Source organism: Prosthecobacter fusiformis, assembly GCF_004364345.1.
Taxonomy (GTDB): Bacteria; Verrucomicrobiota; Verrucomicrobiia; order Verrucomicrobiales; family Verrucomicrobiaceae; genus Prosthecobacter; species Prosthecobacter fusiformis.
Genome location: NZ_SOCA01000012.1, coordinates 23,274 through 43,746 on the forward strand (window position 1 = coordinate 23,274; position 20,473 = coordinate 43,746).

The window sequence follows — 20,473 nt, forward strand, 5'->3', positions numbered from 1 at the left end:
CGAATCCTGAGTCTTTGGTTGTAGGCAGCCTGTTTTTTAGGCTCTTCAGGCTCGCTAGTTCCTAATGGCAATCGTGCCATGAGTGATAGACCCGGATGGGATGCGCAGGCCCCTTGTTCCAGGCCCAGTCAAACGCGCGCTCGTGCACGGAGACATGCAGAGGCTCAGCCAGGGGGAACGTGGGGCCGGGCACTGGCTGCAAAGCTGGCTGGCTGGGGTCCATGCCCAGCTTTTGGCATCGGGCCACCTCAGCAAGGGCAGGCACAAGGTGACTGGCGATGCTGCGGCCGTGGCGGGTATAACCAATCATGAGACCCTCCTGCATGGCCCAGGCGTAGTCGCCATTGGCGAAGCGGATGAGACCGTCATCGCAGTATCGGGTGCCTGCGGCGTGGGTGGCATCCACGGGCTTGCACTCGACAAAGATGGCGTAGTCCGTGGGCAGCACACTCCCCCTCTCTGGAGGACGCAGCTTGATGAAGATATCAGGCTCTTTTTTCAGCTTGGTGAGTGTGTAGTCCGTGGTGCCGCTGTGCCGCACGATGGATTCGATCAGCGTATCATCAAAGCCGGGGATGGCCTCTGGCTCCTGGCGTTGTTTGCGATAACGCAGATCATTTTCCAAGACGTGATAAAGAGGAACAGTCACAGCATCTTCGATGTCATGAGCAAGACTGCCCTGTTCGGACCGCAGTTTGGCAAAAGCCACCACCAGCGCCCGATGGATGAGCAGCATGACTCTGGATGAAACCGGCGGGTGGGGAAGATCAAACTGCGCCGCGGAAAGTCCCATGCTCATTTGACGCGGACCGCCCGCAAATTGGCCGACGTGAGAGTTGTAAGAACCGGCGGAGCTCATGGGTTTGACAGATCAAGGATGCGCCGACGCGGACGGTCTGGAATATATGGAGCCGGCTCGTCAAAGGCGTCCAGATGCTCCAGGGTGATGGTGTGGGCGCAGAGGCGGGCGCGGGTGCGCGTCCACCAGCGGCGGGCATCCAGGATGCCGATGAGCAAGCCACGTCCGTGATGCAGGCGCACGATGATGCGGCTGAGGCCGTTCTGGTTGGCATCGGCCATGGCCTGCTGGAGGATTTCTGCGGGCACATCGATCTTGGCATCGCACTTGGTAACGGCGATGAAGCGCCAGGTAGTGTTCCAGCTCTGCTGGCGCAGGCCGGACGGCTCCCCTACATCCACAGTCTCACCGGTGACCTCGAAGAAGGGCTGGAGGCGCTGCTGCAGCTCCGTGCAGAAGACCTGTCTTGTAGAAGGGGCTGTTTCTTCAGGCAAGGGCGAGGTCGGCAGGAACGCGGCCTCGCCGGCACGGCGGTAGGGCGCACTGGCAAAAAGGGTGTCCTGGATCACCTGCACATCCTCTGCACCGAGGCCGTAGAGGCGGAAGATGAAGCCATTGAGCTCATGCCAGAAATCAAGGGGTCTTTCACGCTGTTGGTTAGGCGCAGGGGCGGGCGGGGCGAGTGCTTGGTGAAACAAATCTGGTCCTCCCTCCTGTGCGGCCTGTTTCTTCGCACCCTGGCTTTTCTTTGCTTTAGGCGGCAGTAGCGGCATCTGTCCTTCGCCAGCTTGCAGGCAGGCAGAAAACCTTAGAAGAGCCTTCTTATCGGCGGCAGAGAGCTTGGCGGGATCCGGGAAGGGCAGGGCATCGAAGTCGTCTTTCAGGAAACGCATGAAATCGCTGCCCAGCGAGGCGCTGCGCATAATGATGAAATAACGTGCCAGCGTGGAATGTGCCAGTACATGAATTAGGGCCGCGACATACTGAGGGGCGGGAGAATCCTGGCAGGCATAGCCATAATAACTCTGACTGAAAGCGACAGCACGATCTGCAAGCCAGGCTTTGGGAGAATAAGGATCGTCTCCAGGAGCTTGGGGAACGATGACGAGCGGGGGTTGGTAGAGCGATTCGGAGCGAGGGAAGCTGCCGGATGATCTGTTATATCTCGTCGCATAGGTTTCGAAGCGATCCCATTCGATGGAGAATCCATTGTTTGTGGGATCTTCGAAATCCAATAGTTTGCCAAGGAAAGGCGCAGGCTTCTGTGGCAGGCCAAAAGACTTGTCATAGCCTTTGCCTGTCCTGTCCCCACTTGGATCAAACTGTAACCAATACTCTTTCAAAGTATGCGGGCTAGCCTTAGTAATCCGGTCCATGACCTCCACATCCAGCGTGGTGCCGAGGCTCAAGGTCTTCAGCAACCACGGGCGCTGCTTGGTCTCCTGCTGGGTGATGGTACGCACGGCAGCGTAATCAATGCGGAAGCGGCTGGTGGCATTGATTGCATATTCGGCTAATGGACTGGCAAAAAAGAACCCTTCGTTAGGCATGCTCTTCTCATTGCGGGCAAAGAATAGACAGAATGGGGACTTCATACCATCCCAAACCTTCGTCCAGCGCAAGTCCGCGCCGTTGATGATCCCGGTAATGGCGAGCGCCTCCTGAATGGCCTGCCAGGCGATGTCCTTCTTGCCCTGGGTGTGCAGGAAGAGACGGGCATGCAGGGCATAGGCGATGGTGCCGCCGGGCCTGGCCCACTGCGCAGCCCGCCAGAGGAAGGGCACGTCGGGAGCTTTGTCAGGATTTCGATAATCTTTGGCCAGATGCTTGAGTTCCCGTGCCTCCAGCTCATCTCGGGCGATTTTCGAGAATGCGGTGTTGGCGCTGTCAGAGGCAGATTTCTTCACGCGTCCGGCACTGCCCGTTTTCTCTTTCCGCGCCGCCGGAGCTTCATCCCGCAAGCGGGTCCAGGGCGGATTGCCGATGACAAGGTCAAAGGCTCCGTCAAAAGATTCCAGACCTTCGCGCCGGGGCAGTTCACCCAGGCTACCTAACAAGGATTGCAGTGCGGCCTGGTCCCGGTCATGAGGGTAGGCATCTGCGGCGGCTTCTTCGCCAAAATGATGCAGGACGGTGCCGCGAAGGTTGCGGGGAAACATGAGAGACTTGGGCGGGCGCGGTGTCGCATTCAGCTCGATGGCTGTGATGTAGAGCGCCAGGGCGGCGAGCCGCAGGGCGGGCTCGCTGACATCAAAACCGCGTATCTGCTTATATAAGATCTCCTGGATGATGTCTTTGTCCGGGCGGTTTCCGGTGACCTCGAAATGCTCGCGGAACAGGCGGCGGAATCCGAGTACAAGGAAGATGCCGGCACCTGAAGCCGGGTCCAGCAGGCGGGCCTGGCTCTTGTCCCCTGACATGGCGGTGAAGGCCTCATCCACCATGAAACTGGCGATGAAACGAGGAGTGTAATGCACACTTTTATCCAGAGAGAGCTGCCTGTCCACCCGGTGGGAGAAGTGCTCATACACCTCGCTTAACACTCCGACGGGAATGTGGGCGAAGTCGAGGTCGTTCCAGTCGAACGTGAGCTGCTGACCATCCACGGCTTTCCAGCCTTTGAGGATGGCTTCCAGATGTTCGAACAGGTCTCCATGAGTGGCCAGTGAAACTTCTTTGTAGAAGCGTTTGTAGGCGGCCAGGCGTTTCTCACCGGCCAGAGAGTCGTCAATGATCGGCAGGAAGTCGCCATTGAAGGTTTCATCCAGCCAGGCGGAAGTCTGCGCCGCACAGACGGGGTTTGAGAAAGCGTCTTTGAGGTCTTTCGCAGACGGGCATATTTTCGCCCGTTCAGATGGCCTAACAATCTTTCTGTCAATGAGGAAGCGGAAGAAGAGGGCGCGCCCGGACATAGAAAGCACGTGCAGAGGATCCAGAAGATCGTTGTCCACAAAGGCCTCCGTCGTGCGGGTCAGCAGTCGCTTGATCTCCTGATAGACGTGGTCGCTGGCCTGGGGCTTGACCTCGGCGCTGAAGGTTCCCTGGACGAGGCTCTGAAAGAATAGCGGGGCTTCGTCATCGGCCTGGCTGACTTCCTTGGGCGAAGGAAGCTGCTCCTCAAAGGAGATGGGATACAGGACCAGGGTGCCGGAACGGACGATGCCGAGCCAAGCGGATTCACTGCGGTTGGCCAGGGTGTGGCGCAGGGCCTGGATGTCCGCCTCGGCCAGCCTTTGGCTGTGCTCTGCATGGACCAGATAAAGCAGGGAGGTGCCCTGGTGGGCGGCCACGGCGTGCACGCCCTCGCCCCCCTTCTTGTCGGACCTGGGCAGCAGGTCCAGGTAGTCCACCTGCTCGGGCTTCTGGAATATTTCATCCAGGGGAATGAGCTTGGGACAGCCCCAGGCGGGCATGAGGCGGGACAGCTCTTCGCTGGCGGTCAGGTTTTGCTGCACATGCTCCAGTTCCGACTCTGTCTCGGTGATCAAGATCTGGCTCATCGGCGGCCTCCTTCTATGCGGAGAAGTCCGACCAGGCGGCCGACAATCCTCACATTCTTGGCCTCGCTGGGCGTGACCAAGCGCTCTTTCAGGGCGGCATTTTCCGGGCGCAGCAGCAGGCCGTTGGGTTTTCTAAACACCCGCTTCAAGGTGGCATCTCCATCCTCCTGGACAGCCGCAATCTGGCCATCGGACACGATGTCCTGGCTGTTCAAAATGGCATAGTCGCCGGAAAAAATACCGGCGTTTTTCATGCTGTCTCCTTTCACACGCAGTGCAAAAACCAGTTCGCCCCGGAAAAGTCCAGCATCAAGTGCAAGTGTGTCATCACTGGTAATCAGCGCCTCCTCCACAGGCCCTGCGGGAATGCTGCCCAAAAGAGGGATGCCGGGCGGGGCGGATGGGGCGGCCTTCTTTGGCCGGCGCGGTGATGGAGGGGACGCCATCGGCGGGTCCGGTTTCACCAGACGGATGGACCGGGCTGTGTTTCCCGCCCGCTGAAGACGGCCCTTTTTGACGAGAAGAGCCAGGTGGCTGCGAACGGTGTTCAGGCTGCTGCATCCCAGGTGCTCCTGGATCTCCCGGAGGGTGGGGCCATAGCCGTGGAGGTGCAGGAAATGGGTAATGAAGGTTTCGACCTGCTGCTGCTTTGGAGTGAGTCCATCCATCCTGCTGAAAGGATACTGTACATAATTGCAGTATTCAAGGCGGTTTTTGCCGTCTTAACGGTGGGGGCAGATGCTGCATGAAGTATCGGTGCGCGGTTATCTGACTTGCGGTTGCTTTTCTTGAAGCTCGACGGGTGGGGCGGATGTGGTTATGAAGTGGTTTATGAAGATGAGCTGGAATCACCGGGTGCTGAAGGGGGTTTTGTTTGGGATGAGTTTGGTGTGCTATTTGATGGTGCTGGAGATGCTGGCGAGCCTCGTGGTGAAGTATGAGGTGTATGATGTGGACCTGGGGCTGGCGGCGCGGTTCAGGGGGGTAGCGGGGGTAAAGTATTTTGGGTCGATGGAGGGGTATGCGTTTGTGCTGACGTTGCTGCCCTGGATGCTGCTGCAGGGGGTGGGAATGGTGGGGGCGGCGTGGCGGCTGAGGGTGACGGTGGAGTGGGCCTTTGTATGCTTTGCGCTGTCGCTGCTGGGGGCGTGCGCGGTGTGCTCGTGGCTGGCGATGTCGGGTCGGGATGAGCCGCTGGCTTCTACGGGCATTGCGCCGGGGCTGTGGCTGCTGGGGGCGGTGGGCTTCTATGCGCTGGCGGAGGGGATGATGGGGGTTGTGGGACGGAGGAGGGGATGAGGGAGCGGTGGAGCAGAGGGTAGAAAGATTTGGGGGGAGAAAGATTTTTTGGATGGGGGATTTGGAATTGGGGGTTGGAGGGGCTTTTTTACAGGATTCACAAGATGGCAGGATTGATGGGATTTTGAGAGGGGAGCTTTCCGTGTTCTTTTTTGAAAGCGGGGGGATTGGGTCTAACGGGTGATGTGTTTAGACTGGCGGGAGGTGTGGTTTTGAATGCCGACGGATCGTCGGCGCTCCATGGTCTGATGGCTGGGCGGAGATGGGTTCGTGGAGCGCGGGCGTCTCGCCTGCTGTTTTCTGCGTCTCGCGGAAAACCGTGGGTGGAGGGGCGTGGGGTAGGGGACCTACGCAGGGAGGGTGGGCTGCGGGTGGTGAAGTACGGTGGGCACTCCTGCCCGCCACGGGTTGTGATGGAGGCAGCGAAAAGAGGGGATGTCTGCGAACGGGGATGCCTGGGGGCGGACGGAGGCGGGCATCGCCGCAGTCGTGGGCAGGAGGGGCCTCTCCACTTGGTGCTTGGCGGACGGGGTGTTAGAACGGTCTTGCGCGGGACGCACAAGACGGCACGCGAGGACGCGTGCGCTCCATGGCGAACGGGGATGCCTTGGGGCGGACGGGGGCGGGCATCGCCGCAGTCGCGGGACAGGGGGTGCCCACGGTACCAGAGTGGTGTGGCCAGGGGGCTGGGGATGCGATAGAACGGTCTTGCGCGGGACGCACAAGACGGCACGCGAGGACGCGTGCGCTCCATGGGGGGACGGGGACGTACTTGATGCTCGCGGGCAGGAGTGCCCACGGTACTTGAGGCGCTCCTGGAGGGAGGGCTTGCGGATGGTGTAAAATAATGCACATTGGTAAATGATGTTTACTGATTCGAATCAGGCGGGGGAGGCTGTGGATGCGGAAAAGGGTGCGGCGGCGGGGGAGGAGGTGGTGAGGTTTCATCTGCGGGGGGCTTCGGCGATGGTGCACTTTGAGTCGTGTGCGAAGATCGAGGTGGAGTCGCCCAGGGGGAAGGTGCTCGTGGTGCCGAGGGCGAATGTTTTCCAGCGCAGGCTCTTCGAGGCGTATGAGACGCTGCTGGCGGTGGGGGTGCCGGAGATCCGGCTGCTGGGGCTCAAAATACGCCAGTGCGGGGGGACGACGGCGGCGTGCCATCTGCTGTACCATCATGCGCAGCGCTTTCGCAGTGAGATGCTGGTGCTGGCGGATGTGCGGGCGAATGCGGCGGCGATGCTGCGGAAGATGCGGACTTTTTCCTCCCACGATTCCTTCCCCTGGAACAATGCGCTAAGGCCGACGAAGGAGCGGATGGAGTGGGCGAATGGGTCGGTGGTGGAGATCACCTCGGCGGAGGCGAGCAATCCGGGGATCAGCAGGACGAGGTCGGCGGTGTTGTTTTCGGAGGCGTGCAAGTATCCGCGCGGGGGGGAGAAGGATGATAAGGGGATCATGGCGAGTGTGCTGCCTTCGGTGAACCGCCTGGGGATTGCGGAATCGACCCCGGAGGGGGCTTCGGGCTGGTTTTATGAGCAGTGGCATGGCAGCCGGGAACTGCCGGGGGCGCTGACGCTGGATGAGTATCTGGCGGGGCTGAAGCGGGGGGAGAGATCGCCGGGAAATGGGTGGGTGAAGGTGTTTGCGGCGTGGTATGAGTTTGCGGAGAATGCGCGGCCGGTGGGGGAGGGGGAGCGGGAAAGGATCCTGCGGACGCTGACGGTGCGGGAGCGGCGGGGGATGGGGGCGTATGGCTGGACGGTGGAGCAGGTGGCGTGGCGGCGGGATACGCTGGCGCGGGTGTGCGGGGGCAGTGAGGATTTGTTTGATGAGTATTATCCGGAGGATGAGGTGGGCTGCTTTCTGGCCAGCGGGAGGCCGCGGTTTGACATGGCCTCCGTGGTGGCGATGGAGCGCCTAACGCATGGTGTGACTGTGGAGGAGGGGCATCTGGATGTGCAGGAGGAGGGGGTGGTCTTCACGCCGGACGGGGGCGGGTATGCGCCTATCCAGATGTGGGAAAGGCCGCGCGTGGGCTGCCGCTACCTGCTGTGGTGTGATCCGGCGACGGGGGCGGAGCAGACGGAGGGGCGGGACCCGGATGCGTATTCCATCGGGGTGATCCGGGATGGATATACGATGGGGGGCGTGGTGCGGAAGCCGCGTGTGGTGGCGCGGGTACGGCCGCCGTGCACGGAGGAGAGTGATCGCATCGCGAGATACATCGTGGGGCTGTCGCGCTTTTACGGAGAGTGCATGGTGGTGCTGGAGGTGAATATGGGGCTGCATATTCTGGAGCGGATCAAGGATGCGGGGCTGCCGCTGTATAAGCGGGAGGTGGTGGACCCGTATGACCGGAAGACGCGGCGGTATATGTATGGATGGAAGCTGAAGGACCGGGACCAGCGCCGGGCGCTGATCGACTGCCTGGCGCTGGCGATCCGGGATGAGGCGGTGGAGATCCCGTGCCCGCACATTTTGAAGGAGGCGCGCAACTTCATCGTGAACAAAAGCGGGCGTGAGGAGGCCCGGTCCGGCTGCCACGATGATGACATCACGGGCCTGGCGATGGGCCTCTACTGCCTAGGCTCCGCGACGCTGTACCGCAGCCCGATGCGGAGAAGAAGGAAGCCTGCGGACTGGGGGGAATGGAGGCGGTGGCCTAACGGATGATTGCGGCGTGGAAGGGGATGTTTTTTTTTGGACAGGATGGCAGGATTTTCAGGAGGGACAGGATTGGTTTTGGGAGGGGCTGGAGGGAGGGGTGTGTTGTTGTTTTACAGGATTAACAAGATGACAGGTTTCACAGGATTTTTTGCTTCAAAGGCCTGGTGATGAAATTGGGGGTGGCTGCGCATGGTGCCTGCCTGTGTGGTGGGGTGAATCGACGTAAAGTTTGTTAGGTCGGTGCGGCCAAGTCACTGCCCTGCGGTTGCGGCGGCTACTCTGGGGCGGCCTCGGGGGTGATCATGGGGAAGGCGGCGTTAAGCTCCTCCGCCGTCAGCAAGGGGGCAGGGGATTGGGATCTTGCCTGCTCAACGCGGTGGCGAAGGTCTTTGAGGTCGTCCAGTTGGTCGGTGGCGAACTGAGCGGCGTGCCAAAAATAGGCGAAGTAGTCTGGCGTGGCTTTGATTTGATCAGTGATTTTCTTTTCAGCAGGACCTGGCTGGGTTTCAGATAGGGAATCTTGGAGAGCGAGGAGAATATATTCGGTTATATCTGCCACTGATTTTGCAAAGACAGGGGATAAAGGAGCCTTGGTTGAAAAGGTGTTGAGCGTATTGATCTCCCCTTCGGGGAGCCAGCAGGAAGGATCGCCAAAAATTTCATCCAAACTATTACACTTTAATTCATGTGTTAACGACGGACTGTCTAAAGTGCCCTGTTCAATGCGTAAAATCAGATCGTCACGAACTTTTAAAAGCATGTGCTCCTTTAAGCGGGCAAAATGATCTAAATGTTGGTCTCCGCTACCATCATATGCTGAAGCATATGCCATTTCTTCAATCGTTGACTTGGAGTAACCGAAACGCCTCCTGAGAGCTAATCGGTCCGACAACAAAGTGTGAAATCTATATTCCAAACAGATTAAATTTTCTGTTCCGGGGATGTTAGAAAGTTTGTGCCTGCAGAGCAAATCCAGCCAAGTCTCAAAGGCCTTGGATGGAAAGCACTGGATATCAAAGTCACTTTTATTAACATAGCCAAACTGCAATTGACTACAAAGACGCTGCACTGAATCAGTGGCGGCTGATATTTTCTTAATTCGAGCGGGCCCATTTTTCCACGCCACGTTGCGTCTCAAGTCCTCATAATGAGATATTTCCAAATCAATCAGCTCTGATGCTGCCCTCTTTTTATCTGAGAAAGACCGATGCGGGATAGCCTTATTAATCGAAGTTTCGAGGGACTCTTGGCCGTGATGTTCTTTCCAGTATTCATGCAGCATCTTCCGTTCCGGTTCACTGGGGGTAAGTAGCCGCATGTGATGGTCCCTTGCCCAACTAATTTCGACATGGTTTTCAAAAAAACCTGTGAGCAAGGAGGTTAATCGTTCCAGTTTTAAGCTGGAAAATGGAGGAACTTTTAATTTCTCCCAAAATTCATATACCATTTTGTGAGGCTCAATTCCATCATAGGATTGTCCGGAATATTCTTTGTCCGTTTGAGCTTCGGCGTAATTATTATATAATATATGAATGGGCTTGTTGGTGAATTCAGGCTCCTCAAGGTCCAGCATTCGAAAAAGAAAAAATCCTAAATAGTTGTGTTCATCATCCGCATAGCGGCTGAGGAACAGCGTTTCTTTAGTGATGGCGTCGTGGATGAAGTGGAGGGCTTCACGTGGATTGGTGGGGAGTAAATCTTTCAGGTGGTCCCAGGCGGCATGAAGTTTAGGCGTGTCCTCACGGCGGATGAGTGCCTTGCCCAGAACTTCAATGTCTTGAGGTCTAAGGGCTGGGAGCTGGATTTGGAGATCGAAGACTTTGTCGAGGTAACCTTTGGTTTCTTCGGCATTTCGGGATTCTTCGTTGAAGGCTTTGGCGACGCGGTCGGGATCGATGGCGAAGACGAAGAAGCAATGTTTAATGGCGCCTAGGCGGTCGATGACGGGGAAGATGCGGCGGATGACTTCGGGTTCGGCCCGCTCCATGTCATCCACGAGCAGGACGACGGTGATGTTTCTGTCCTCCAGCCGCTGATTGATCCGTGCAATGAAGGCACTTTCGGTGGCTTTGGCTTCGCCTTCGATGAGGCGACTGACATCAACACTGAGGCCGAAGCCGAGGCTGGCTTTGAGGCTGCTGAACCATGACCAGGGGGCGGCTCCTGGTGAGGTGAGCTGGCTGAAGGTGTTTCCAAGGGCGTCCTCAAATCCCTGGGCGATGAGGGCGCGGGCTTCCTCGGGGGTTTTGGCGGTCCATGGGTTGACCCAGGCGACGCGGAATTTTTTCTCTTTGGCTTTGGCCAGTCTTTCCCGCAAGAGCTGCAGCACGGTGGTTTTGCCGGAGCCCCAGGTGCCCATGACGGCGATGCGGCGGAGCTTTGTGTCGGCCCTGCCAAAAAGCTCCATGATGCGGTCCACAAAGTAGGAGCGCTGGTAGCTGTCTGGTGTTTCCTTTTCTTTGAATGGTGGCGTTTTAAGCTGGAGAAAGAGCAGGTACCATAGGACTATCCAGCAGAGAATGGCGCTGGCGGTGGCGTGGGGTGTTTGCGCCCGTGCGAATAGGATGAGGATAGTGACAGCGGTGATGGTGGGGAGAGACTTCCGCCTTTGGTTCCACTGCCACAGGCGCACGAGGGCGGAGAGTAACCGGGGTACCAGGAGGGCGGCCAGGAGCAGGCCGATGGTGGACCAGAGGATGCGGTAGGTGCTTAGCCAATGAAGTTGCTTATGTAACCAATCGGTGAATTTGGCCAGATCTGATCTGCCCCACATGGCTACCACCACGATGGCAGATGAAAGCAATAGGGCACGAAACCAGGCGATGAGTTGAGGCTTCACTGCGAGATAAATGAGTTCTTCTGCATCATACCGTGGCGGCTGGCTTAACTGCTTTTTCAACCGCTTCCAGGCGATTTGATGAAGGGGTGTTTCGTCTTCAGTCATGGGGAATGAGGGACCCCTTGCTCACGGGCAAAGTGCTGATTGAGTTAGGTGTGTAGCCGATGCTGACGGGGGTGCCAAGGGAAAGAATTTAGGCGCTGGTCATTTAAAAGAAATCCCTTCACTCTGCAGGAAAATGGTTTTCGCATGCGCGGAGCGGGCCGAGATGGGGGATTTTGATTTTGCGTTTACATGTACGCATGCTTAGTTCTCACCGTTCTCAGGAAAAATGCTTATTGAGTGGAAAACGGCATTTCTTTGTAATGTGTTGAAAATCAGCGACTTGTTATTTGTGTGAAACTGGCTCCCATAAGAAACTGGCTTTTAAAAGCCCAGAAGTTACTTGAGGCGACCCTGGTGCCGCCGATGCATGAGCTGAATGAGCTGGACTGGAAGGCTGCACTGTCACCGGATAAAAAACGCCTTAGAGAACATCTGTCTGCCATGGCCAATTTGCCAGGCGGCGGGTACCTGGTGTATGGTCTGAGCGCCAAGGGAGAGCTGACTGGAATCAATGAGGAATTTGTGGAGGCGACGGTCAATCAGCTCACAAACATCGGACGGGAGGGACTTTCCCCTCCTCTGGTGCTGGATCATTGCGTGGCAGAACACGGAGGGGGGCGGCTGCTCTATATCTACATCCAGGAATCTTCAGTGAAGCCTGTGCAGATCCGTGGGCAGAGTTTGGAAGAGGCTTTTATTCGTTCAGGTGCGACCACGCGTAGGGCCAGCCGGCAGGAAATTGGTACTTTGATGCTGAACAGCAGGACTCCTAAGTGGGAAGAACTTCACGCGACTCTTTTGCAAACGGATGAGCATCTATTGCAACTCTTAGAGGTGGAGCCTATTTTGGAAATGCTGAACCGCCCGGTGCCGCAGTCACCTGGGGAGATGCTGCTATGGATGGAAAGTGAGAGATTGATCGAAACCGTCGCTGCGGGCGGGGGTTATGTCACCAACCTGGGCGGAATGGCGGCTGCACGAAAGCTCGCAGACTTTTCTGACCTCAGCCGAAAGGCTGTGAGGGTGATACGCTATGCGGGCACGGATAAAACGGGGGCATTGAATTACCAGAAGGAGGGAAGAAAAGGGTATGCTATCCGTTTCCAAAAGTTGCTGGAGTCAGTCATGGACCTACTACCTCAGGCGGAAGTCGTTCGGCAGGGCTTGCGGGTGAAGCAGACTACCTACCCAGAAATCGCTCTTCGTGAGATTCTTGCCAATGCACTCATCCATCAGGATTTCAATGTTACTGGGGCAGGTCCGCTGGTGGAGATTTATGATGACAGGATAGAGATTTCAAATCCAGGGAGTCTGCTGCCAAGCAAAAGCTTGAACCGTTTGATTGGTACCCAGCCGGAATCAAGAAATGAACATCTCGCCAGGGCCTTTAGACGGTATCGTATTTGTGAAGAATTGGGTTCGGGGCTTTTGAAAGCTGGCCAGGCAGTGGAGTCGAGCGGATTGCCGCCGATCAAATTCGAGGCAGGAGTGAATAGCTTTAAAGTCACTTTGCAAGGTCCCAGGACGTTTGCGAAGATGTCTCCCAAAGAAAGGTTGGAAGCGTGTTATCAGCATGCGGTATTAAAACATTGCTCGAATCAGGTGATGACAAATACTTCCCTCAGGGAGCGCATGAAAATGCCGGAAAAGCAAAGGTCCATGATTTCAGTATTGATCCAGGAGGCCACCGAAATGGAACTGATCAAAGCGGCTGACCCAGAGAACAAATCCAAAAAATTCGCCGAGTATGTGCCGTTTTGGGCGTGAATTTACGCCTCGGCGGGGATGAAGATTATCCCCCTCAATCGAGGAAGTGGCCGTGGAGGATTTGGTTCATGGGGTAGGGGCCGCTGGAGTGGGGGCCGAAGAAGAAGCGGATCATGGTGCTGGCGGTCCAGACGCTTTCGCCTCCCATGGTGGCGTATTCGAGGCCGGTCATGAGCTTGAGCCGGTGCTTGGCGATGTGGTAGTTGAGGCCGATGTAGCCGGCCTGGTAAAGATCCCCACGGGGGAGGCCGGCGGGGGTTTCATACCGGCTCTGGGCTTGGAGGCCGAGGGGGCCGTTGGAGGCGGCAATCTGGTATCGGAGGGCGAGCTGGAGGTTGTCGGTGAGGTAGTAGCTGGGCTGGATGTTGAGGCCGTAGGCGTCGCCTTCGTCGCTGCCGAGGCCGGCGGTGAGCTCGGTGACGAGGGCGGCGGAGCCTTGGGTGAGGATGAGGGCGGTGGAGAGGCCGTTGTCGAAGCGGTTGAGGTTGGTGGCGTTTTCGTTGGCCTGGCTGTGGAGGGCGGTGAGGTGGAGGTGGGCGGTCTCGGTGCGGAGGCGGTGGCCGAGGTTGATGTAGGCGGCGGCGAGGTAGCTGTAGCCGGAATCGAACTGGGTGAAGGCTTCGTCGATCTGGCGGCTGGTGGCGTTGCTGAAGAGGCCGGTGTAGTAGGTGACGGGGCCGATCTTTCCCTGGAGGGTGGCGGCGGGGGTGTAGTCGGCCGCGAACATGTTGGTGAGCATGCTGCGCTCCAGGTAATGGATGTAGCGGCTGGAGATGTTGCGGTCGTGGCTGAAGCGGTGTTTTTGCTGGCCGAGGGTGAGGGCGATCTTAGGGGTGAAGCCCCACTGGACCCAGAGCTCGGTGAAGCCGTTGTAAAAGGGGTTCAGGTCGCTGCCGCTGAGCATCTGGGCGTGGAGGGTGAGCTTGTGCAGGAGCTGGGCCTGGGCGCCGAGGCGGAAGCGGCGGACTTCGTGGCCTTCGTCTTCGCCGGCGCTGCCTTGGCTCCAGTGGTAGTGGCCGTGGTAGCGGCCGAGGAGCCAGAGCTCTTGGAGGTAGTCGTTGGCGTCGTTTTTGTAAAGGCGGCCGAGGTTTTCCAAGGGGTCTCCCCGGGGACTGGGGGCGGTGAGTGTGGCGCTGAGAAATGTGGGGGGCGCTTCTCCGGCGCTGCCGGGATGCGCAGGGCTGAGGAGGAGGGCGAGCAGCAGCAGCAGCAGGCTGAGCCGCTGAAGGGGGGACGGTACGGTCATGCGCGATGGGTGGGCGATGACCGCGCGGGTGGCAATGGGGAAGTGGGGGGATTTTTGGGGACGGGGAGTGGTGGAGTGGTGGAGTGGTGGAGGGGTGGGAGAGGGTAGAAAGATTTGGGGTAGAAAGATTTTGTTGGGAGGGGTGGAGTGGAGCTTTCCGCTCTGGGGACTGAACCGGCTACTTTTGGGGTGGGGTGATAGGAGGGCTTCGAGGTGGCTTTCCGCTCAGGGGACTGAGCGGGTTACTTTTGAGGTGGGGGTGGGATAACTAGGAGTGTGTTTTTGGGGGTGTGTTTTTAGAATGAGATGAGGGGTGTGATCGATGGGGTTTCTGGTTTTTGGCGTGCGAAAGGGGCTTGAATGGGGGTGGGGGGATGGGGTAGGGAAAGGGCTATGGCTGAGATGCTTTTTCATGTGGCCCGCAAGGGGGTGAAGCTGGGAATGATGTCCTGGGACGAGGTGGTGGCGGCGTTGCGGGAGGGGCGGCTGGAGGGGGCGGATCTTTGCTGGCAGGATGGGATGTCGGCCTGGGAGAGGCTGGATGGGGTGTTTGCTAAATCTGGCGCGGTGCCGCCGCCTTTGCCTCTGGGGGCAGTGGGTGAGGCGTCGTCGTCGGGTGCGGATGGGGATGGTGGGGTGGTGGCGTCGCCGGACCGGGCGGGGGCGGATGAGGGTGGGGCTTTGAAAGGGGAGTCGGCGTTTCCGATGGGGCGGGGTTTTTTTGAGCAGTCGCCTGTGCCGGATGGGGTGGGGGAGATGGGGCGGCCTGCTTTGCCGGTGGGGATGGGGGGTGTGCCTGCGGGGACTGGGGCGCTGCGGAGTATGGGGCTGGGGGACGTGGGGATGGGGCGGCTGGCTTTGGCGGGGGGGATTTTGGTGATGTCCCTGGTGGGGCTGGTGGTGGCGGTGGGGTGGTTCTTACAACCGGTGGCGCCGATGGGGGCGGGGGCTGAGGTGGAGTCGGCGGGTGCACCTGGGGCTCCAGGGGCGGAGGGTGCGCCTGGGACGACAAAATCGGTGGGTGATTCGGGGGCTGGGGGGAAGGGATCGGCTGCGGAGGCGGAGTCGCTTTATGCGAAGGCGCAGGTGCTGCGGCAGGAGCGGGCGGCGGGTGGGCACGAGGTGCCGTTTTACGGGGAGGAGGGGCTGCGGCTGCTGCGGGCTGCGGCGGAGATGGGCCATGGCCCGGCGCTGCGGCAGGTGGGGCTGTGCGCGATGAATGCGGATGGGATGAAGCGGGATGCGGCGCTGGCGGTGAGCTTTTTTAAACGGGCGGCGGAGGCGGGGGATGCGCTGGGGCAGTGCCTGTATGGGGGGGCTTTGCGGGATGGGCGGACGGTGCCGGTGGATCGTGCCCAGGCGCGGATGTGGCTGGAGAAGGCGCTGGCCTCTGGCGAGGCGGCGGGGGAAGCGGAGGTGCAACTGGCGCTTTTTTGGTTGCGACCGGGGGCGGTGGGTGATCTGCCGGAGGCGGTACGGCTGCTGCGCCTGGCGGCGGAGCGCGGGCATGTGAAGGCGCGGGCGCACCTGGGCTGGTGCCTGGTGAAGGGGCTGGGCACGGCGGCGGATGTGCCTGCGGGCGTGGCCATGCTGCAGTCGGCGGCGCAGCAGGGCGGTGGGGCGGCGCAGTATCTGCTGGCCAGCTGCTATGGCCATGGCCTGGGGGTGACGAAGGATGTGGCGGCGGCGGAGGAGTGGTGCCGGAAAGCGGCTGCCGGGGGGTATGAGGCGGCGATGGTGGAGTATGGGAACATCCTGGAAACGGGGCCGCTGACGGCGGGGAAGGGGTTTACGGAGGCGGCGGGCTGGTATCGCCTGGCGGCGGAGATGGGCTGGCCAGCGGGCCTGTGGAATTTGGGCCGGATGCATGCGGCTGGCCTGGGCGTGCGCGAGGATGTTGCGGAGGCGGAGCGGCTTTTTACCCAGGCGGCGGAGGGCGGGCTGCCTGCGGCGATGACGTGGCTGGGCGTGGCCTGCCTGGAGGGAAAAGGGCGGCCGGTGGACGTGCTGGCGGCACGTGGCTGGCTGGAAAAGGCGGCAGCGGCAGTGTATGGCCCGGCCCTGCTGCGGCTGGGGCGCATGCAGGCGGCGGGGCAGGGCGGGGAGGTGGATCTGCCCGCAGCGATGCTGTCCTGGCAGGCGGCGGCGGATCTGGGGGAGGCGGAGGCCTGGTATGAACTGGGCCTGTGCTGGCGGGTGGGGCGTGGGGGCCGGGTGGATGCGGCGCAGGCGCTGACCTGCTTCCAGATGGCCGGGGAGCTGCGGCATGGGGAATCGTGGTTCCAGGCGGCGCGCATGCAGGGGCGCGGGGAGGGCTGCGAGCGTGACCTGGGGAAGGTGCGTGATTTTTTAAAGAAAGCGGCGCTGCGGGACCATGGGCGCGCGCAATTACAACTGGGCCTGATGCACCTGCGGGGGGTGGGTGGTCCGGTGGATGCGAAGGAGGGCCGCTACTGGCTGGAGATGGCGGCGAAGAGCGGGCTGCCTGCGGCCATGGGGCACCTGGGCGGGCTGATGGTGGAGGAGATGCCGTATGGCAAGCGGTCTGAGGAGGGCCTGGCCTGGCTGGAAAAGGCAGTGGCCGCAGGGGATGCCACGGGCCAGTATCACCTGGGGGAATACAAGATGGGTGCCTCCAGCTTTATCGAAAAGGATGAGCGACGCGGGATCGAACTGCTGAAAATGGCGGTGGCCCAGGACCTGCCGGAGGCGATGCTGAAGCTGGGCATTTACCATTCCCTGGGCATGGGCCTGCCGAAGGATGAGGTGGAGGCGGTGCGGCTGTACCGTCGGGCGGCGGAGGCGGGTCTGGCCTCCGCCCAGGGGCAGTATGCCTGCAATCTGATGGAGGGGGAGGGCGTGCCTGTGAACAAGGAGGAGGCGCTGCAGTGGATGCTGCGCGCGGGCCGCCAGGGGGATCCGTATGGGGTGACGCAACTGGGCTTCATTTACCAGGAGGGTGATGTGGTGCCGAAGAATGATGCGGAGGCGCTGCGCTGGATCCGCAAGGCGGCGTACTCTGGGGATGCCGGTGCGCAGTGCCAGCTGGCCCGGTATTACCTGCTGGGAAAACTGGGCCTGAAGAAGGACTCTGCAGCGGCGGTGAAGTGGCTGGAAAAGGGCGTGGCGCAAAACAATGCGGAATCGCTAACGCTGATGGCCGTCTGCTACATGGACGGGCTGGGCGTGAAGAAGGACGCGGCTCGTGCGCTGGAACTGATCCGCGCTGCTGCGGAGCGCGGGGACTCCCTGGGCCAGGCGCTGTATGGGGAAAAGATCTACCTGGGCAAGACCGGCCCGCTGACGGATGAGCGCAAGGTGGAGGCGCTGAAGTGGCTGATGCTGGCCAGCCAGTATGATACGAGCAGCTATGCGCAGAACCTGGGCGTGGTGAAGAAGGCCCTGACGAAAGCGCAGGTGGCGGAGGCGGAGGCACGGGTGAAGAGCTTCCGGATGATCCTGGATCGCGGCATCCAAGAGCCCATGACCGACCCCGAACGCCCCGTGCCGGACCCAGACCAGGTGGAGACCGAGCGCCTGCTGTGGGAAGTCATCGAAAAGGCCGGGGAGAAGGTGGAGTGAGGTTTTGGCCTAACGAGAGGTGTGGCAGGAGGGGCTTCGAGGTGGCTGTCCGCTCAGGGGACTGAGCGGGCTACTTTTTGAGGTGTGGAGGAGTGGGGAAAGTACCGTGGGCACTCCTGCCCGCGACCGAGCGTTCTGCGGCCTTCGAAAAGCAGGGAGGGGAGCGAACGGGGCTGGTTGGGGTGGTTAGGCGCTTTTTTACAGGATTAACAAGATGGCAGGATTGACAGGATTTTTTTGAGGAAGGGATAACTGGAAGTGTGTTTTCGGAGTGATGGAGTGATGGAGTGATGGAGTGGTGGTGGGAGGGGCTTCGGGGCGGCTGTCCGCTCAGGGGACTGAGCGGGCTACTTTTTGTGGAGTGATGGAGTGGGGAAAGTACCGTGGGCACTCCTGCCCGCGAACGAGCGTTCTGCGTCCTTCGAAAAGCAGGGAGGGGAGCGAACGGGGCTGGTTGGGGTGGTTAGGCGCTTTTTTACAGGATTAACAGGATGGCAGGATTGACAGGATTTTTTTGGGGAGGGGATAACTGGAAGTGTGTTTTCGGAGTGATGGAGGGTTTCGTGGGCACTCATGACTAGCCTTGGCTCCCGGAGGGAGCGCGGAAAATAGCCGGTGGTGGAGGTCGCGTAGCGACCGAGAACCACCGGACGAGAGGCGGGAAATCACCCCGGTGCATCGCGTCCCGGAGGGACGCCGGAAGGGGCGTTGGCGGGAAAGTATGTTGGGCACTCCCAGTCCCGCCCATCGACCTCGCCGAGGGTATTCTCGTTCGCGGAGGTTCCCGCTTCTCGAAGGTTACAGAACGGTCTTGCGCGGGACGCACAAGACAGCACGCGAGACGCGTGCGCTCCATGGGGGCCGGCGCGTGCGCTCCATGGGGAAGGGGAGTGACCGCTGGATTCCACGCCCAAGATCAATCGCTGAAATGCGGCATGTTTTTGGTCGTTCATAGGGCATCATGCTCCACACTGCCCGCTCCGCACTTTTGTCACTCGCTGTTGTTTTCACCCTGCTCAGGGCTGCTGCTGGCCAGGGGGTGGAGGCAGCGCCTAACCATCTTTTGATCATCACCACGGATGACATGAGCTGTGATTCCGTGGGGGCTTTTGGCAGCAAGCTGGCGGGCATCACGCCGCACATGGATGCGCTGGCGGCACGCGGCATGCGCTTCGCCCAGGCGCATGTGGTGGTGGGAAATTGCATGCCCTCGCGCAATGTCATGTGGTCTGGCAGATACCCGCATCACAACGGCATCGAAGGCTTCCGCTCATTGCCGAAGGAAGCGGTGAAGTATCCCGTGCTGGGAGATCTGATGAAGGCAGGGGGATGGTTCACGGGCATCCGCGGAAAGGTGGACCACTCCACCCCCTATGCCCCCTTTCCCTGGGACATCGTGCTGGATACGGATGCGGCGGGCGGCAAGGTGCACCCGAAGGATGCACCCTCCTATGGGGCCACGCTGAAGCAGGGCATGGCCGCCGCCAAGCAGGCGGGGAAACCCTTCTGCCTCATGCTCAATGTCTCAGACCCGCACAAGCCTTTTTATGCGGAAGGCAAGGGCGGTAAAACGGTGCCGGATGAGCATGTGCCCTCCCGTGTTTATACCCCGGAGGAGGTGCCTGTGCCCGGCTTCCTGCATGACGATCCCGTCATTCGCAAGGAGCTGGCGCATTACTACTCCTCCGTGCGCCGGGCGGATGATGCCGTGGGTGCCATCCTGACCGCGCTGAAGGAATCCGGTGAGGAGGAGCGCACCGTCATCCTCTTTCTTTCCGACCACGGCATGCCGCTGCCCTTTGCCAAAACGCAGCTTTATCATCACAGCTCGCGCACGCCCCTGATGGTCGTCTGGCCCGGCGTGACAAAACCCGGCAGTGTGGATGAAGCGCACCTGATCTCCACCGTGGACCTGCTGCCCACCCTGCTGGAGATCACCGGCCAGCCGCTGCCGGAGGGGCTGGATGGCCGCTCCTTTGCCCCGCTGCTGAAGGGGGAAACGCAGACGGGACGGGACATCGTTTACAAATCCTATCACGAAAATTCCGGTGGCCAGATCACCCCCATGCGCGCTGTGCAGACGAAGGATTTCCTCTATCTTTTTAACCCCTGGTCCAACGGCACCCGCGTGATGGGCGGTGCCACCGTGGGCACCGCCACGGCCAGCCAGATGCGCGTGCTGGCGCGCACGGATGAGACCGTGGCGGCACGCATGGAGCTCTTCGACCATCGCCGCCCGGAGGAGGCCTACGATGTGCGCTATGATGCCGATGCCCTGACCAACCTCATCGACCTGCCCGCCCACGCCGCCCAGGTGACCGCACTGGAAAAGGCCATGGAAGAAATCATGATCCGCACCGGCGATCCCCTGCTGGAGGTCTTTCAGAAACGCCACGACAGCGCCTTTCGCGAGGCCTTCATGGAAACCGTCGGAAAGAAAACCGTCACACGCCAGGACCGCAAGAAGATGAAAGGTTCTAACAAAAAGGGTGGTCGGAAAAAGGGCCAGGAAAAAACCGACGACGAGTAGGCGGAGCGCGGGGCATGGAGTGCCGCCGATCCGTCGGCATTTAAACACACCTGCCATTATTATCCACACATACTGTTAGGTCGAATCCCCCACTCCCGGAGGGAGTACGGAAACTAGCCGGTGGTGAAAGTCTCCCGCG

Annotated in this window: 10 protein-coding genes; 5 read left to right on the forward strand and 5 right to left on the reverse strand. The window is 60.0% G+C overall.

Going from position 1 to position 20,473, the window contains the following annotated elements; genetic code table 11:
* Positions 1-61: 61 nt before the first annotated feature.
* From EI77_RS20850 to lexA, 3 genes are read right to left on the reverse strand one after another with little or no spacing between them, the layout of a single operon-like run.
* Positions 62-859, reverse strand: coding sequence for a hypothetical protein (locus EI77_RS20850; RefSeq protein ID WP_133797254.1), 798 nt, complete (start codon positions 857-859; stop codon positions 62-64).
* Positions 856-4,299 carry a DNA methyltransferase gene (locus EI77_RS20855; RefSeq protein WP_133797255.1) on the reverse strand — a complete coding sequence of 1,148 codons (3,444 nt, stop codon included), beginning with the start codon at positions 4,297-4,299 and terminating at the stop codon, positions 856-858. Before EI77_RS20855 ends, EI77_RS20850 begins: the two co-directional genes overlap by 4 nt.
* Positions 4,296-4,967 carry a transcriptional repressor LexA gene (gene lexA, locus EI77_RS20860; RefSeq protein WP_133797256.1) on the reverse strand — a complete coding sequence of 224 codons (672 nt, stop codon included), beginning with the start codon at positions 4,965-4,967 and terminating at the stop codon, positions 4,296-4,298. Before lexA ends, EI77_RS20855 begins: the two co-directional genes overlap by 4 nt.
* Before the next feature lie 169 nt (positions 4,968-5,136).
* Between lexA and EI77_RS20865 the strand changes: the two genes are divergently transcribed.
* Both EI77_RS20865 and EI77_RS20870 read left to right on the forward strand, forming a co-directional pair.
* On the forward strand, positions 5,137-5,598 hold the full coding sequence (locus EI77_RS20865; protein WP_133797257.1) for a hypothetical protein: 462 nt from the start codon (positions 5,137-5,139) through the stop codon (positions 5,596-5,598).
* 861 nt (positions 5,599-6,459) lie between these two features.
* The gene (locus EI77_RS20870; protein ID WP_133797258.1) at positions 6,460-8,271 is read left to right on the forward strand and encodes a hypothetical protein; all 1,812 of its coding nucleotides are present in this window, start codon (positions 6,460-6,462) and stop codon (positions 8,269-8,271) included.
* A gap of 268 nt (positions 8,272-8,539) precedes the next feature.
* On the opposite strand, the gene EI77_RS20875 is transcribed toward EI77_RS20870, so the two are convergent.
* Positions 8,540-10,897, reverse strand: coding sequence for a KAP family P-loop NTPase fold protein (locus EI77_RS20875; RefSeq protein WP_166647410.1), 2,358 nt, complete (start codon positions 10,895-10,897; stop codon positions 8,540-8,542).
* 675 nt (positions 10,898-11,572) lie between these two features.
* Here EI77_RS20875 and EI77_RS20880 point away from each other — a divergent pair.
* Entirely contained in the window at positions 11,573-12,976 is a 1,404-nt protein-coding gene (locus EI77_RS20880) for an ATP-binding protein (RefSeq protein ID WP_243838982.1), read from the forward strand.
* A gap of 34 nt (positions 12,977-13,010) precedes the next feature.
* Here EI77_RS20880 and EI77_RS20885 read toward each other — a convergent pair whose 3' ends face one another.
* Positions 13,011-14,222 (reverse strand): porin, encoded by a 1,212-nt coding sequence (locus EI77_RS20885; protein ID WP_133797261.1) that lies wholly within the window; start codon positions 14,220-14,222, stop codon positions 13,011-13,013.
* A 393-nt stretch (positions 14,223-14,615) separates the two neighbouring features.
* Here EI77_RS20885 and EI77_RS24035 point away from each other — a divergent pair, with 393 nt between their 5' ends.
* A complete protein-coding gene (locus EI77_RS24035; protein WP_166647411.1) occupies positions 14,616-17,804 on the forward strand; it encodes an SEL1-like repeat protein in 3,189 nt (1,062 codons plus the stop codon).
* 961 nt (positions 17,805-18,765) lie between these two features.
* On the forward strand, positions 18,766-20,334 hold the full coding sequence (locus EI77_RS20895; protein ID WP_133797263.1) for a sulfatase family protein: 1,569 nt from the start codon (positions 18,766-18,768) through the stop codon (positions 20,332-20,334).
* Positions 20,335-20,473 lie beyond the last annotated feature (139 nt).